The organism is Streptomyces sp. NPDC034670 (assembly GCF_055574875.1).
In genome coordinates, this window is sequence record NZ_JBVITR010000046.1 from 17,628 (window position 1) to 32,290 (window position 14,663).

The 14,663-nt window shown below is 75.5% G+C and carries 12 protein-coding genes and 1 riboswitch; of the genes, 5 read left to right on the plus strand and 7 right to left on the minus strand.

Going from position 1 to position 14,663, the window contains the following annotated elements:
* Positions 1-87 precede the first annotated feature (87 nt).
* A riboswitch (FMN riboswitch) is annotated at positions 88-218 on the minus strand.
* Between the two features lie 450 nt (positions 219-668).
* Positions 669-1,424, plus strand: a complete 756-nt coding sequence (locus ACZ56B_RS25520; RefSeq protein WP_468795095.1) for an SDR family oxidoreductase — start codon at positions 669-671, stop codon at positions 1,422-1,424.
* Positions 1,425-1,540: 116 nt separating this feature from the next.
* On the opposite strand, the gene ACZ56B_RS25525 is transcribed toward ACZ56B_RS25520, so the two are convergent.
* Positions 1,541-2,752 (minus strand): ROK family transcriptional regulator, encoded by a 1,212-nt coding sequence (locus ACZ56B_RS25525; protein ID WP_468795098.1) that lies wholly within the window; start codon positions 2,750-2,752, stop codon positions 1,541-1,543.
* A 136-nt stretch (positions 2,753-2,888) separates the two neighbouring features.
* Here ACZ56B_RS25525 and ACZ56B_RS25530 point away from each other — a divergent pair, with 136 nt between their 5' ends.
* Positions 2,889-4,094: an MFS transporter gene (locus ACZ56B_RS25530; protein WP_468795101.1), complete on the plus strand. Its 1,206-nt coding sequence runs from the start codon at positions 2,889-2,891 to the stop codon at positions 4,092-4,094.
* On the opposite strand, the gene ACZ56B_RS25535 is transcribed toward ACZ56B_RS25530, so the two are convergent.
* Entirely contained in the window at positions 4,054-4,512 is a 459-nt protein-coding gene (locus tag ACZ56B_RS25535) for an acyl-CoA thioesterase (RefSeq protein WP_468795104.1), read from the minus strand. The genes ACZ56B_RS25530 and ACZ56B_RS25535 overlap by 41 nt on opposite strands.
* A gap of 175 nt (positions 4,513-4,687) precedes the next feature.
* Here ACZ56B_RS25535 and ACZ56B_RS25540 point away from each other — a divergent pair, with 175 nt between their 5' ends.
* From ACZ56B_RS25540 to ACZ56B_RS25550, 3 genes are all read left to right on the plus strand, one after another.
* Complete coding sequence (locus tag ACZ56B_RS25540; protein ID WP_468795107.1) at positions 4,688-6,103, plus strand: uracil-xanthine permease family protein; 1,416 nt, start codon at positions 4,688-4,690, stop codon at positions 6,101-6,103.
* A gap of 263 nt (positions 6,104-6,366) precedes the next feature.
* Positions 6,367-6,543, plus strand: coding sequence for a hypothetical protein (locus ACZ56B_RS25545; RefSeq protein ID WP_468795110.1), 177 nt, complete (start codon positions 6,367-6,369; stop codon positions 6,541-6,543).
* 213 nt (positions 6,544-6,756) lie between these two features.
* Positions 6,757-7,443 (plus strand): DUF5995 family protein, encoded by a 687-nt coding sequence (locus ACZ56B_RS25550; RefSeq protein WP_468795113.1) that lies wholly within the window; start codon positions 6,757-6,759, stop codon positions 7,441-7,443.
* Positions 7,444-7,450: 7 nt separating this feature from the next.
* On the opposite strand, the gene ACZ56B_RS25555 is transcribed toward ACZ56B_RS25550, so the two are convergent.
* From ACZ56B_RS25555 to ACZ56B_RS25575, 5 genes are all read right to left on the minus strand, one after another.
* Complete coding sequence (locus ACZ56B_RS25555) at positions 7,451-9,148, minus strand: flavin monoamine oxidase family protein (RefSeq protein WP_468795116.1); 1,698 nt, start codon at positions 9,146-9,148, stop codon at positions 7,451-7,453.
* 41 nt (positions 9,149-9,189) lie between these two features.
* Positions 9,190-9,978: a carbon-nitrogen hydrolase family protein gene (locus tag ACZ56B_RS25560; protein WP_468795119.1), complete on the minus strand. Its 789-nt coding sequence runs from the start codon at positions 9,976-9,978 to the stop codon at positions 9,190-9,192.
* A 299-nt stretch (positions 9,979-10,277) separates the two neighbouring features.
* Entirely contained in the window at positions 10,278-11,474 is a 1,197-nt protein-coding gene (locus ACZ56B_RS25565) for an MFS transporter (RefSeq protein WP_468795122.1), read from the minus strand.
* 164 nt (positions 11,475-11,638) lie between these two features.
* Positions 11,639-13,840 carry a bifunctional polysaccharide deacetylase/glycosyltransferase family 2 protein gene (locus ACZ56B_RS25570; RefSeq protein ID WP_468795125.1) on the minus strand — a complete coding sequence of 734 codons (2,202 nt, stop codon included), beginning with the start codon at positions 13,838-13,840 and terminating at the stop codon, positions 11,639-11,641.
* The gene (locus ACZ56B_RS25575; protein WP_468795128.1) at positions 13,840-14,613 is read right to left on the minus strand and encodes a hypothetical protein; all 774 of its coding nucleotides are present in this window, start codon (positions 14,611-14,613) and stop codon (positions 13,840-13,842) included. Before ACZ56B_RS25575 ends, ACZ56B_RS25570 begins: the two co-directional genes overlap by 1 nt.
* Between the last annotated feature and the right edge of the window lie 50 nt (positions 14,614-14,663).

Here is a 14,663-nt window from a genome sequence, read left to right on the forward strand (position 1 = left end):
ACGTACGAGCGGGGACACCGGGAGCGACGCCGGACGGGGTCCGCCTCGACGGCGAACCGGTACGGCGGCGCGCATGATGCCCGCCCGCCGCGCACTGCCTCCCATCCGGACTTTAACCGTCGGTCCAGGAATTTCACCTGGTCAACCGGCCGCTGGAAGCGACCGGGTCGCGGACTGTAACCGCCGGTTCGGACTTTCACCGACCCCGGAGTGCGCTGCTGCTGATACAGGGCCAGTGTGCCATGCCCGATCACCACCCATACAGGGGATGGATGTGGAGTGGCTCACAGTGCGCTCCCCCGGCCCGCGGATCCCCCCTCGCGGAAGCCGGCTCCCGCCCCCGCGGGGGGAGATCCGCGGAATTGGTCCATACCTATTGACGGTGCGGTCCGGTCCTCCTAGGGTCTGCGCCGACGTCGGGGGCCCTGCCGGCCCTCGTCCGAGACCGGCCCGGCGGCGGTGACGAAGGCCCTTGCCCGCCGCCGGGCCCCACCACGCCGCCGCGGTGAGCGCGGACCGCACGGGCCGCGCGCCCCTCGGCCGAACGGGCTCGTCCCCGGGTGCGGGGCACGGGGAACCCGGACAGGCTGGGCCCCGTACGCCGCCGGCCGGTGTCGGCGAGGGGCGCTCCGGCGGGGAGCGCCCGGTGTCCGGAAGGGCTGAACAGCATGACCAGGATCCTGGTGACCGGGGGTACCGGAACGCTCGGCCGGCTCGTCACCGAGCGGTTGCGGGCGGACGGGCACGAGGTGCGGGTGCTCAGCCGGAGCTCCCGGCCGTACGCCGTCGACCTGCGCGAGGGCGGGAGCGGGCTGGACGCCGCGGTCGAGGGGGCGGGGACGATCGTGCACTGCGCGTCCTCGCCGCGCGGCGGCGACGAGCAGGCGGCGCGGAACCTGATCGCGGCGGCGCGGCGGGCCGGGGCGGGCCACCTGGTGTACATCTCGATCGTCGGCGTCGACCGGGTGCCGTTCGGCTACTACCGGACCAAGCACGCGGTGGAGCGGCTGGTCGAGGAGTCGGGTCTCGGCTGGACGGTGCTGCGCACCACCCAGTTCCACGACCTGGTGCTCACCCTCCTCCAGGGCCTGTCCAGGGCGCCCGTCGTGCTGCTGCCCGCCCGCGTGAAGGACCAGCCGATCGACGTCGCCGAGGTCGCCGGGCGCCTGGCGGAGCTGGCCCGGGGCGGGCCGGCGGGCCGCGTCGAGGACATGGGCGGTCCGGAGGTGCGGACGCTCGAGTCGCTGGCCCGCGCGTACCTGGAGGCCGCGGGCCGCCGGCGCGCGGTGGTGAAGGTGCCCCTGCGCGGCGCCGCCTACCGCGCCTTCCGCGCCGGCGGCCACCTGGCCCCGCGACGGGCGGTGGGCGGGCGCACGTTCGACGAGTTCCTGGCGGAGCGGTTCGGGGGTGCGGGGCGCCGGTGAACCGCAGGGCCCCGCCGCGCGGGCGAGGGGCGTCACCGGTGGGACCGCGGCGGACGCCGGGGCTCTCGCGCGCTCCCGCGGCGGACGCGGACCGGCCGGCGGTACCGCCGGCGGGATCAGCCGGGGCTGCCGGGGCTCCAGGAGGCGGGGACTCCGAAGAGTTCGTCCTGGGCGCGGTCCCGGGCGGTCAGCAGCGCGCCCCGCAGGACCGCGCCGCCGCCCAGGGCGCCGGCCCGCACCTCGGCGGGCAGGGGTGAGACGAGGGCCAGGCGGTCCCGCACCCGGGAGGCGAGCGCCTCCCCGCCGGCCTGCCCGACCTCCCCGCCCAGCACCACGCACCCCGGGTCCAGCAGGGCGACCACCGACGCGACGCCCACGACGATCCGGTCGGCCAGCGCGTCGAGGAAGCGCGGCCCGGCGGACGCCGGTCCGGTCCCCCGCACGGCCGCCCGTACCGCCTCCGCCGCCACCGGGCCCGCCCCGGACCCGGCCGGGAGGCCGTGCCGCTCCGCCAGCTCCGCGACCGCCGCCGCCCCGACCAGGGAGTGGAAGCCGCCCGCGCAGTCCGTGGCCGAGGGGAGGCCGCCGGTGCCCGGCACCGGGAGGAAGCCGATCTCGCCCGTGCCGCCGGAGGCGCCCCGGCGCAGGGTGCCGTCGAGGACCACGGCCGCGCCGGTGCCCTGGCCCAGCCACAGCAGGACGAAGGTGTCCCGGTCGCGGGCCGCCCCGTCGCGCTGCTCGGCCAGCGCGGCGAGGTTGGTCTCGTTCTCCACCCGGACCCGGGCCTCGGGAAGGCGCTCCTGGAGCGCGGCGACCAGGCGGCGGTGCCACTCGGGCAGGCCGGTGGAGTCGCGCAGTTCGCCGCTCGCGGGGTCGATCAGTCCCGGCGCGCCGATCCCGACGGTGTGCAGCCGGTCGGCGCCCGCCTCCTTCGCCGTCCGCTCCACCAGCGTCACCGCCCGCTCCACGGCCGGCCCCGTCCCCGCGTCCCCGGTGATGGGCGCGGAGGCCTCGGCCAGGACCTCGCCGACGAGGTCGGAGACGACCACGGCGACGCCTTCGGTGCGCACGTCGAGCGCGGCCAGGTGCGCCCGCCCGGCGACGATGCCGTACAGCTTGGCGTTGGGCCCGCGCCGGCGCTCCCCCGCCTCTCCGACCACCGCGATCAGGCCGGCGGCGGTGAGGCGCTCGACGAGGTCGGCGACGGTCGGCCGGGAGAGTCCGGTCAGCTGCTTCAGCCGGCCCGCCGTCAGCGGCCCCTCCTGCTGGAGCAGGCGCAGGGCGAGCCGGTCGTTGATGGCTCGAGCGGTGCTCGGGGATGCGGCCATGCCGGGATCCTCCCAGATCGGCGGGACCGGTCGGGGCCCGGGACGCGGTGCGGGCCCGGAGACCCCTTATCTATCAGGCAGGCTTCCTGATAGTTTACGGCGGCACACGCGGGGACGGACCGGCAGGGGGCGGACGATGGGCGAAGTGGTGCACGGGCGGCCCGAGGTGAGGCGGGCGCGGTACGCCGTGGCCGCCGTGTTCGCCGTGCACGGCGCCGTCACCGGCTCGTTCGCCACCCGCGTCCCGTGGATCCAGGACCACGCCGGGCTCACCGCGGGACAGCTCGGACTGGCCCTCGCCTTTCCCGCGCTCGGCGCGTCCGTCGCGATGCCGCTCGCGGGGAGGATCAGCCACCGCCTCGGCGCCCGCACCGCCCTGCGCGTGCTGATCGCCCTGTGGACGCTCGCGCTCGTCCTGCCCTCGCTCGCCCCGGACCTGGTCACGCTCTGCCTGGTCCTGTTCGTCTACGGCGCCACGGCCGGCATGTCGGACGTGGCGATGAACGCGCTGGGCGTGGAGGTGGAGAACCGCCTCGACAAGTCGATCATGTCCGGGCTGCACGGCATGTGGAGCGCCGGCGCCCTGATCGGCTCGGCGGTCGGCACGCTCGCCGCCCACCTCGGCGCGGACGCCCGGCTGCACCACCTGCTCGCGGCCGCCGTCCTGACGGCGGTGGGGGTCACCGCCTGCGCCTGGGTGCTGGACCTGCAGCCCGCCGAGGACGAGGAACCGCCGCCGAGGTTCGCGCTGCCGCCGCGCTCCGCGCTGCTGATCGGCGCGATCGGGTTCTGCGCGGTGTTCGCGGAGGGCGCGAGCCTGGACTGGTCGGCGGTCTACCTGCGCGACCGGCTCGACGCCTCGGCCGGTCTCGCCGCCGCCTGCACCACCGGTTTCACCCTGACCATGGCGATCGCCCGGATCGCCGGGGACCGGGTGGTGGACCGCCACGGCGCCGTCCGCACGGTCCGCGCGAGCGGGGTGCTCGCCGTGCTCGGCGGACTGCTGATCGTCCTCGCGCGGCACCCCGCGACGGCGATGGGCGGCTTCGCCCTGATGGGGCTGGGCATCGCGGTGGTGGTGCCGCTGTGCTTCGCCGCCGCCGGCCGCAGCGGCTCCAACCCGAGCCTGGCCATCGCGGGCGTCGCGACCATCACCTACACCTCGGGCCTGGTCGCTCCGAGCGCGATCGGGCTGCTGGCCCAGGCGACCAGTCTGATGGTGTCGTTCGTCCTGGTCACGGTGTTGTCGTGCGGCCTGGCCGGCTTCGCGGGGGTGCTGCGCGGCGGCGACCGCGAGGCGGTCACGCGTCCGGACGCAGCAGTTCCCGGGCCGCGGCCCTGAACGCCTCGCTCCAGGGCGCCGGGCGCAGCGTCCCGGCGTCCAGCCGCACCAGCACCCGGCTGCCCCGGGCGTAGGTCACCGCCCCGTCCGCCGAGCAGAAGCGGAAGCCGTAGGTCAGCCCGGTGGTGCCGAGCCGGTCCAGCCAGAGGTGGACGGCGTGGGCGCCCGGCCGGGTCACCGGCGCCTCGTAGGTCACGCGCAGTTCCCTGACCGCGTTGCAGGCGTCGCCGGCCGCGGCCCAGTCGCCCTCGAAGCGGACGCCGTTGCCGCGCCACAGCTCGGTCCAGGCCCGCTCGACCAGCAGCGGGTAACGGGCGTTGTGCAGCAGCCCCAGCGCGTCGAGGTCGTCGAAGTGGACGGTCACGGGGATCAGCCGGCCGTACGACAGGGCGGGGGCGAGCGGGGCTTCGGCGGTCACGGGTGGGACTCCTGGGGCGTACGGAACGGGTGCCGCCTCCGTCGGAGGGCGGCGCGCCCTCATCCTAAGCAGACGCTCAGCCGGGTCGGGGACGTCCGGCCCGCGGTACGGAGCATCCCTGACCAGCCCGCACAATGGTCCGGACACGCTGGCCGAACGACGAAAGCGACAGCCCATGGATCTCGGCGTCCGCTGGACACTGCACGGCGACGGACGCACCCCGGCGCCCGGCGCGGTGGTCCGCCCCGACGAACGGCTCTCCTGGCCCCGCACCGCGGGCCTGGGCGCCCAGCACGTCGTGGCGATGTTCGGGGCCTCCTTCGTCGCGCCGGTGCTCATGGGCCTCGACCCCAACCTGGCGATCATGATGTCCGGCGTCGCGACGGTCGTCTTCCTGCTGGCGACGCGCGGCCGGGTGCCCAGCTACCTGGGCTGCTCGCTCTCCTTCGTCGGCGTCGCCGCGGTCATCCGGGCCCAGGGCGGGTCGAGCGCCACCGTCACCGGTGCGGTGTTCGTGGTCGGCGCCGCGCTGTTCCTGGCGGGGCTCGCCGTGCAGCGCTTCGGGGCGCGGATCATCCACGCCGCGATGCCGCCGGTCGTCACCGGCGCGGTGGTGATGCTGATCGGCTTCAACCTGGCGCCGGTCACCGCCGCCACCTACTGGCCGCAGGACCAGTGGACCGCCCTGTTCGTGATGCTGTTCACCGGGCTCGCGGTGGTCTGCCTGCGCGGCTTCTGGTCCCGGATCGCGATCTTCCTGGGGCTGGTCTTCGGGTACGCCCTCTCCTGGGCGCTCGACCGGGTCTTCGGCAAGATCCACTCGGCGGACGCGAGCGGCGAGGTCACCGACCACTGGCGCCTGGACCTGTCCGGCGTGGGCCAGGCGGACTGGATCGGCCTGCCGACCCTGCACGGGCCGTCCTTCGAGTGGTCGGCGATCCTGGTCGCCCTGCCGGTGGTCATCGCGCTGATCGCCGAGAACGCCGGGCACGTCAAGGCGGTCGGCGAGATGACCGGCGACGACCTCGACGACAAGCTCGGCACGGCGATCTCCGCCGACGGCGTCGGCTCGATGCTGTCCACCGCGGTCGGCGGCCCGCCCAACACCACCTACTCCGAGAACATCGGCGTGATGGCCGCGACCCGCGTCTACTCGACCGCCGCCTACTGGGCCGCCGCCGGCTTCGCCCTGCTGTTCGGTCTGTGCCCGAAGTTCGGCGCGGTCGTGGCCGCCATCCCGGGCGGCGTGCTCGGCGGGATCACCGTCATCCTGTACGGCATGATCGGCCTGCTCGGCGCCCAGATCTGGATCAACGCCAAGGTGGACCTGCGCAATCCGCTGAACCTGGTGCCGGCCGCCGCGGGCATCATCATCGGCGTCGGCAACGTGACGATGGAGTTCACCGACACCTTCTCCCTCAGCGGCATCGCGCTGGGCACGCTCGTCGTCATCACCGGCTACCACGCGCTGCGTGCCTTCGCGCCGGCCCACCTCAAGACGCAGCAGCCGCTGCTCGACGCGGGCACCTCCGCCTACGACGACGGTCCGGACGGCCGGGGCGACGAGGGCCCTCAGCGCGCCGGTTCGTAGGCGTACGAGGGGTGAGGGCGCCCGGCGCCCTCTCGGCAGCCGTCCGACTCCCCCCGGCAGCTTCACCCGCGGGCAGGCGTCGGTGCCCGGCTCGCCGGTGTCGAGCGCCGGGGCGCGGCCGAGCCTGCGGCCCGCCGGGGCGCACCACTCGCCGTCGGCCGGGGCGCCGTCGCCGTCGCGGCCGGTGCCGGTCACCGCGCCGGGCCCCGGGAGGACCGCCCGGGGCGTCGAGCACGGCCCGGACGTGGGCGACCTCGTCGGCCGTGGCACGGAAGCCGGACACGTTGCTGAAGACCGCCGTCCCCGTCGCCGTCGCCGACGGGGACGGGGACGGGGACGGCGAGGGCGCGGCGGGCAGTGGTTCCGGCAGCGGCGACGCGGTCACCCCGGTGACGGCCTCGTCCGCCCGCGACCGTCACCGCCCGTCCTCGTCCCGGTGACGGTACCGACCGCGGCCACGCGGGAGGCCACCGCGACCGGCGCGCCCCGCCGGGCGGCGCGACGGCGCTCGCTCCTCCGTGCGGCCGGGCGCCGGGCACGCGAGCCCGGCACGGTACTGCTCCCCCCTCCCCCGCGGCGGCGCGTTCCCCCGATCCGGGGAAGCGCCGGGCCCGCCGCCGCGGCCACCCCCCTGAAGGTGCGACCCTGCGCTCATGGCGCAGCGCGAACAACTCCTCACGCCCGTGGACGCGGTCGTCTCCCGGATGCGCGCCCTCGACGCGGCCCTGCCGGACCGGGACGGGCTCGCGGTCTTCAACCGCGTCTACCTCGCCGTGACGGAGGCGGTGGACCGGGACGTCGACGCGGGCCGGTTCACCGACACGCGGGCGGCGATCGCGCTGGACGTGCGGTTCGCGGAGCGCTACCTGTCCGCGGTCGGGGCGCTGTTCGAGGAGCGGCGGCCACCGGCCTGCTGGCGGCCGCTGTTCCAGTTCCGCCGCCACCCCGGGGTGCGTCCGCTGCAGTTCGCGCTGGCGGGCGTCAACGCGCACATCGGCCACGATCTCGCGCTCGCCGTCGTGGACACCTGTCGTGCGCTCGGCTGCGCACCCGCCGACCTGGAGGACGAGTTCGACCGGGTGGGCGACCTCCTCGTCTCGCTGGAGGAACGCGTCCGCGAGGACCTGATGCCGGGTCCCGACCTGCTCCAGGTCGCCGACCCGCTGACCCACCTGCTGGGCGCCTGGAGCCTGGACCGCGCCCGGGACGCCGCCTGGACGGCGGCCCGCGCGCTGTGGGCACTGCGCCGTCTGCCGGACGTCGCCCGGGAGTTCGCCGACCGCCTGGACACGGCGGTCGGTTTCGCGGGCCGCATGCTGCTCACGCCCCTGCCGGACTGACGGGGGGTCAGTCCTCGGGCAGTTCCACCGGGGCGATCTCGTCGTAGAGGTCACCGGGACCCGGGTTGGCCGGGTCGGTCTCGCCGCCGAAGTGGCGCATGACGCCCCAGACCGCGTTCAGCGCGGTCTGGACGGCGCCCTCGGCCCAGCCGGCCGTCCAGGAGATGTCGTCGCCGGCGAGGAAGACGCCCCGCTTGTCCTCGGGCAGCCGGTCCTGCATGAAGTGGGTGAACAGGCGCCGCTGGTAGCGGTAGTGGCCGGGCAGGTTGGCCTTGAAGGCGCCCATGAAGTAGGGCTCGTTCTCCCAGGAGACCGTGACCGGGCTGCCGATGATGTGCTTCCTGATGTCGACCTTCGGGTAGATCTCGCCGAGCGACTTCAGCATGACCTCCATCCGCTCGTTCGCGGACAGCGGCAGCCACTTCAGGCTGTCGTCGCACCAGGTGTAGGACAGGCAGATCACGGCCGGCCGGTCCGGGCCGTCGTCCAGCAGGTAGGTCCCCCGCGTCATGCGGTCGGTGAGCGTCATCGACATGACGTCCCGGCCGGTGTCCTCGTCCTTGTCCAGCCAGAAGGGGCGGTCGACGGGCACGAAGAGCTTGCTGGACTCCATGTAGTGGGTGCGCTCGATCGCCGTCCAGTGGTCGATCGGGAAGAGCGAGTCGTCACAGTCGATCTTGGAGAGCAGCATCCAGGACTGGGCGGTGAAGATCACCGCCCGGTACGTGCGGATGTCGCCGGCCGCGTCCGTCACCGTGACGCGGTTGCCCGCGGTGCGGTGGAGCCGGGTCACGGCCGGGCGCGGCTCGCCGTTCACGTGCAGGGACTTCAGCGAGGTGCCGTACGGCCAGTGGACGATCTTCTCCGGCTCGCGCTCCCACAGGCGCAGCGGCAGCTGCTGGGACCCGCCGACGATGCCGCGGTGGTGGTCGTCGGCCTCGGTGTAGACGACCCGGAGGATCTCCAGGATGGAGTTGGGGAAGTCGGTGTCCCAGCCGCCGGTGCCGAAACCGACCTGGCCGAAGATCTCGCGGTGCCGGAAGGACCGGAAGGCCTCGGACTCGCAGAGGAAGCCGTAGAAGGTCTGGTTGTCGAGCTTCTCGACCAGCCGGGCCCAGATCTCGCGGATGCGGGGGACGTCCCGCTCGCGCATCGCCCGGTTCATGTCGGAGAAGTCGGCGCCCTCCTCCAGGCACCGGGCCCAGGCGTCGGCCACGTCCCGGTACACCTGGGGCAGGTCGTCCAGGGTCTCGGCGTAGTGCGTCTCCCCCTTGAGGTCGACGACGGTCGAGGGGGTCGTCTCGGCGAGGGGGTTGGGGAACGGGCGGGTCTCCAGGCCCACCAGGTCGATGTAGTGCTGGAGCGCCGTGGAGGACGGCGGGAAGCGCATCGCGCCCATCTCGGCGGTCAGGGAGGGGTCGCAGCCCTCGAAGCCCACGGTCCGCAGCCGGCCGCCGATCCGGTCGGCCTCGTACACGACCGGCTTGAGGCCCATCTTCATCAGCTCGTACGCGGCGACGATGCCGGACAGGCCGCCGCCGACGACCGCGACCTCGGTGCCGTGCTCGGTCGCGGGGACCTGGCCGAGGCCCGCCGGGTGGGCGAGGAAGTCGTCGTACGCGTACGGGAAGTCCGGGCCGAACATGGTGATCGGCGGCTGCTGCTCGTCGGTGTGCTCGACGGCGTTGGGCACCGTGGACGTCATGGGGGTGCGGACTCCTTGGACGGAAAGGACTGCGGGGTGATTCAGACGAGGGACCCGTAGAGACCGGGACGACGGTCCCGCAGATACGGGTTGTTCTCGCGGGAGGCGGCGAGGAACACGGGGTCCGCGTCGGCGAGGACCAGTTCCTCCGCGCGGCCGGCCCGGGCGCGGGCGACCCCGTCGGGACCGGCGAGGGTGGACAGGCCCACGAACTCGAACTCGCCCTCCCGGCCGACCCGGTTGACGTACGCGACGTACATCTGGTTCTCGAAGGCCCGCACCGGCACGAGCGATTCCGCGACGAACGGGAAGGGGTGCATCAGGGCCGTGGGCACCAGCAGGAGGTCGGTGCCGGCCAGGGCGTGCGCCCGCGCGTTCTCCGGGAACTCCACGTCGTAGCAGATCAGCAGGCCGACGGTGAGGCCGTTCAGCTCGGCCTGGACCACGGGCCGGTCCCCCGGGGTGAAGTGGTCGCGCTCGAAGCAGCCGAAGAGGTGGGTCTTGCGGTAGTTCGCCAGGCGGGTGCCGTCGGCGGAGACGAGCTGGAGGGAGTTGAAGACCGCGTCGCCGGCGCGTTCCGGGTAGGCGTAGGCGACCGCGAGCCCGTGCCGGGCGGCCGTCTCGGCGACCGCGTCGGCCGCGTCGCCGTCGGCGGGCTCGGCGAGCCGGGCGACGTCGTCGCCGATCGCGTAACCGGTCAGGAACATCTCCGAGGTGACCAGCAGTCCGGCGCCCGCGGCGGCGGCGCGGCCGGCGGCCTCGTCGAGGACCTTGAGGTTCTCGGCGACGGATCCGGGCCGTCCGGAGCTCTGGAGCAGGGCGGTGCGCATGCGTGTTCCTCACCGGTACGCGGGGGTTTCGGGGGGTCGGATAGACGGTACGGTCGGCCGGCTCGGCGGAACAAGGAGGAGCCGTTGCGCACCGGTGGGCGAATCGTTGCGTCCGGGACGGGGCCGGCGGCGATTCGTTGCACGGCCCGTCCCCGCCGCCCGGGCGCGGGGCGCGGCGGGTGCGGCGCCGGGCGGCGGGGACGGCCCGCTCCCCGCGAGGGGGGCGCCGTGCACCGCACCGGGGCCCGTGCGCGGCACCCGGCGGCTGCCGCGCACGGGGGCCCGGTGGTCTCCCGCGGTCACGCCTCGGCGGCCCGCTTCCCGAGCCCCGCGAGCAGCAGCGCCGCCGTCGCCAGGTACGGCACCGCGAACACCGCGAAGGCGGTGCCGTGCGCGTGTCCCGAGGCGATCACCGCGTAGCCGCCGAAGACCGCGACCGTGGCCAGTTCCGTGCCCAGTCCCGCGACCGAGGTGAGGGTGGCGCGCCCGGTGCCCTCGATGCGCCGCTGGAGCCGGGCGTCGGCCAGTACCGTCGCCGCCTGGAAGCCTCCGAAGGCGAGGGCGACGAGGACGAGTCCGGCCGGGGTGCCGGCGGCCGAGCCGGCGGCCAGGGCGAGACCGGCGCCGGCGAGCAGGACCGCGAGCCCGGCCGTGCCGAGGCGCTCGCCCTCCCCGGCGAGCAGGCTGCCGGCGGTGGCGCCGGCCCAGATCAGCAGGAGCAGCCAGGGAACCGTCCCGTCGGCGACGCCCGTGCCGCGGACCAGCAGCGGCGTGTACTCGTCGAGGGCGCCCCACACGGCGCCCACGGCCGGGACGAGCAACAGTGCCCCGCGCACGGAACGGTCGGCGCGCGCCTCGGCGAGTCCGGCGCGCAGGGCCGCCGTCCAGCTGCGGGGGCCGGCCGCCGGGGGGCGGTGCTCGGGGAACCGGCCGGCGGTGGCCGCCGCCAGCAGGCACGTCAGCACGCTGGCGGCGCCGACGGCGGTGTGCCCGCCCAGGGTGAGCACCGGGCCGGCGAGTGCCATGGCCGCCATGACGGCGACCAGTCCGGCCGCCCGGGCCCGGCCCATGACCCGGGCGTAGCGGCCGGCCGCGCCGAGCCGTTCCAGCTCGTCGTGGACCAGCGCCTCCAACGCGCCGGAACCGAGTGCTCCGCCGATGCCCCACAGGACGAAGCCGACCGCGAAGGCGCCGTAGGAGGGCAGCAGCACCCACAGGGCGAAGCCGGCGGCGGTGAGCAGGGGGCCGATCCACAGCAGCAGCCGGCGGGAGACGGCGTCGGCCCAGGCGCCGGAGGGGACCTCCAGCAGCACCCCGGTGATCGACCAGAGCGCGAACAGGGAGGAGATCTGCCAGACCGTGAGGCCGGTGTCGCTGAACAGCAGCGCGTACACCGGGTAGAGCAGGACGAAGTCTTCGAGGAACGCGTAGCCGTACAGCGTGGTCGTCAGCCGACGCACGCGGACGTCGGACCCACGCGTGGACGTGAGAGTCATGAGGCCTTCCCGTGAGGGCGGTTCGGACACCGGACGCGAAGCGCGCACGGCGTCCGGGGCGGCCCTCGGGAGGCACGGCCGGTGGATCAATGTCGCCAGGTCATGGAGTCGATCCTAGGCGGGCGGACCCGGTCCGTCCCGCCGTTTCCCCGCACGGCCGGCGGTCAGGGCCTCCCGGCCGACGGCTGGGGCGGCAGCACCACGTCCCCGCTGCGCTTGAGCCGCTGCCAGGGCAGCCGGTATCCGCTGAGCGCGGTGAGGCAGGCCTGGGCGAGGACCAGGTACATCAGCTGGCGGTGGACGACCTGTTGCAGGGGCAGCGCCCACAGCGGCCGGAGGCTCTCGCCGTCCAGGCGGAACGCGTAGCCGGCGCACACCGCCTGTACCGCCAGCACTCCGGTCCACGCCAGCACCGTGCGCAACGGGTCGCCGAACACCAGGCCGTGGACGGTCAGGATGTCGATCAGGGGGGCGAGGAGCGGGGTGAGGATCTGGAAGACGGCCAGCAGCGGCAGGCCGAGGCGGCCGAAGCGGCCCGCGTGGCCGCGTTCGAGCACCGCCCGCCGGTGCTTCCACGCGGCCTGCAGGGTGCCGTAGCTCCACCGGTAGCGCTGGCGCCACAGTTCCCGCAGCGTGGCCGGTGCCTCGGTCCAGGCGAGCGCGTCCTCGACGTAGCGGACCTCCCACCCGGCCCGGTGCAGGGCCATGGTGACGTCGGTGTCCTCGGCGAGGGTGTCCCCGCTCATCAACCCGGCCTCCCGCAGGGCGGCGACGCGGAACGCGCCGACGGCGCCGGGGACCGTGGGCAGGCAGCGCAGCAGGTCGTACATGCGGCGGTCGAGGTTGAAGCCCATCACGTACTCGATGTGCTGCCAGCGGCCGAGCAGGCCCCGGCGGTTGCCGACCTTGGCGTTCCCGGCGGTGGCGCCGACGGCGGGGTCGGCGAACGGCTGGACGAGGCGGCGGACGGTGGAGGGGGCGAAGACCGTGTCGGCGTCCAGCAGCACGACGAGGTCGTGGGAGGCCCGCAGGATGCCGGTGTTGAGGGCGGCGGGTTTGCCGCCGTTGGGCCGGCGGACGACGGTGACCCGCTCCAGGGCGAGCGATTCCGCGACCTCGGCGGTGCCGTCGTCGGAGCCGTCGTCCACGACGATGATCTCGACGGGATGGTCACTGGCCGCCAGGGAGCGGACCGTCCCGGCGATGCACGGCCTCTCGTTGCAGGCGGGGACGACGACGCTGACGGGCCGGGTGACCGCGGGGCCCGCCCCGGCGCCGTCCGTACCGGTACCGGGCCCCGGACGCCGGCGGGCGTGGTGGCGGGCCAGGACGAGCAGCAGTGCGCACCGGGCGAGGACGAGCGACCCGACCACCAGCAGCAGCGTGCCGACGGCCGACACCGCCGTCTCCGACACCGACACGGCCGTCACGAAGAAGCGGCCCCGCCACAGGGTCGCGGGGTCCGCGGGAGTGGTGAGGCCGTCGGTGTGCAGGGCGTCGGCGAGGGTGGTGAAGCGGTAGCCCTGTGCCCGGAGCCGGGGGATCAGGGTCTCGAGGGCCTCCACGGTCTGCGACCTGTCCCCTCCCGCGTCGTGCAGGAGGACGACCGCGCCCCTGCCCGGCACGTCGGGCACGGCCGCGTCGGCGATCGCCCGGGCGCCCGGCCGCCGCCAGTCCCCGGTGTCCCGGTCGACGAACGCCAGGACGTAGCCCTTGTCGCCCAGGCGCCGGGCCGCGGACCACTGCCGGGCGTCCAGGGCGGAGGGGGTGGCGGAGTAGGGCATCCGCACGAGGGAGCTGTTGACGCCGCCGGCTCCCGCGAGGGCGAGCTGGGTCAGCGCCAGTTCGCGGTCGACGGCGGCCGCGGACTGGGTGGCCAGGTCCCGGTGGGAGAAGGTGTGCACGCCGATCTCGTGTCCGGCCCGGACCACCCGGCGCAGGGTCTCCGGGTGGCGCGCGACCTGCTGGCCGGTGACGAAGAAGGTGCCGGGGACGCCGTGGCGGTCGAGCACCGCCTGCACGCGCGGCGTCCAGACGGGGTCGGGGCCGTCGTCGAAGGTCAGGACCACCGTCCTGTCCGGTACGCGGAAGGTGCGCGGGTGGTCGCCGGTGGCGTCGACGACCGGGCCGCCGCCGGTGACCTCCTCGGGGACGCCGCCGGCCGGCCGCCCGCCGCGCTGCTCCTGGTCACCGGCGAAGCCTCGGGAGGTGTACCCCTCGACCAGGAGCACCGAGACGACGAAGGCCAGCAGGACGAGGGGGACGACGAGGCGGAAGCGGTGCCGGGACGGCGGGTGCGTCCCGGTCCGTCGCGGGCCGGGGGGCTCCGGCGGACGGCGGGCCGGCCGGCGGGGGCGCCGCCCCATCAGGGGGCCTCGGCCGCCGGTGGACCGGAGGACGGGGAGGCGCCGGGGTCCCCGGACGGCGCACCGGGTCCGGGCTCCGCAGCGGTGGGGGGCGGAGCGGGCTGCGGCGTCCCGGCCGGGGGCTCGGGGTCCGGCGGTGGAGCGGGGGGCTCCTCGGCTCCCCCGCCGGGTGCGGGCGGCGACGGGGGAGGCGGGACGGGCGTACCGCCGGGGTCGGGTGCGGCGGGTTCACCGGGGTCGGGTGCGGCGGGTCCGCCGGGGGCCGGGTCCGTGGGCCGGTCCGGTGCGGGCGGTTCCTGCGCGCTCGGTTCCTGCGCGGCCGGTTCCTCCGGTCCGGCGGGCGCCGGCGCGCCGGTGGGCGGCGGGCTCCCGGGGGGTGCGAGGAGCGGCGCGCCGGACGGGCCGAGCAGCGTGAGCTGCGGGACGAGCAGGGCGCCCGGGGCGGTCGCGAGGCGTGGGTCGGCGGCTCCCCCGAGGAGCGGCGCGGGCGGGTCACCGGGCGTCGGGGGGATCCCGGCCGGCGCGTTCCCCTCCGGTGCGGCAGGCGCCGCGGAGTCCGCCGGGAAGGGCAGCATCGCACCCGGCGCGAACGGCGTCGCGCCCATCAGGCTCATCCCCAGCACCGTCATGTACGCGGCCGCCAGCCCGGTCAGGCCGTATCCGGTACGCCGGAGCAGGCGTGCCCGCCGGCCGGAGGAGTCGACGAACACGGGGACGCCCGCATCGGCCGCCGGCCCGGTTCCCGTGTGTCCGGAAGGGGCACGGTGCAGCATGTCCTCAGCGTACGCCGGAAACGGACTCATGGAGTCCGCTTGTGGCCCCG

Excerpts from the sequence above, each read along its gene's own strand:
- ACZ56B_RS25520 (WP_468795095.1), top strand. The coding sequence starts at position 669 with ATGACCAGGATCCTGGTGACCGGGGGTACCGGAACGCTCGGCCGGCTC.
- ACZ56B_RS25525 (WP_468795098.1), bottom strand. The coding sequence starts at position 2,752 with ATGGCCGCATCCCCGAGCACCGCTCGAGCCATCAACGACCGGCTCGCC.
- ACZ56B_RS25530 (WP_468795101.1), top strand. The coding sequence starts at position 2,889 with ATGGGCGAAGTGGTGCACGGGCGGCCCGAGGTGAGGCGGGCGCGGTAC.
- ACZ56B_RS25540 (WP_468795107.1), top strand. The coding sequence starts at position 4,688 with ATGGATCTCGGCGTCCGCTGGACACTGCACGGCGACGGACGCACCCCG.
- ACZ56B_RS25550 (WP_468795113.1), top strand. The coding sequence starts at position 6,757 with ATGGCGCAGCGCGAACAACTCCTCACGCCCGTGGACGCGGTCGTCTCC.
- ACZ56B_RS25555 (WP_468795116.1), bottom strand. The coding sequence starts at position 9,148 with ATGACGTCCACGGTGCCCAACGCCGTCGAGCACACCGACGAGCAGCAG.
- ACZ56B_RS25560 (WP_468795119.1), bottom strand. The coding sequence starts at position 9,978 with ATGCGCACCGCCCTGCTCCAGAGCTCCGGACGGCCCGGATCCGTCGCC.
- ACZ56B_RS25565 (WP_468795122.1), bottom strand. The coding sequence starts at position 11,474 with ATGACTCTCACGTCCACGCGTGGGTCCGACGTCCGCGTGCGTCGGCTG.
- ACZ56B_RS25570 (WP_468795125.1), bottom strand. The coding sequence starts at position 13,840 with ATGGGGCGGCGCCCCCGCCGGCCGGCCCGCCGTCCGCCGGAGCCCCCC.
- ACZ56B_RS25575 (WP_468795128.1), bottom strand. The coding sequence starts at position 14,613 with ATGCTGCACCGTGCCCCTTCCGGACACACGGGAACCGGGCCGGCGGCC.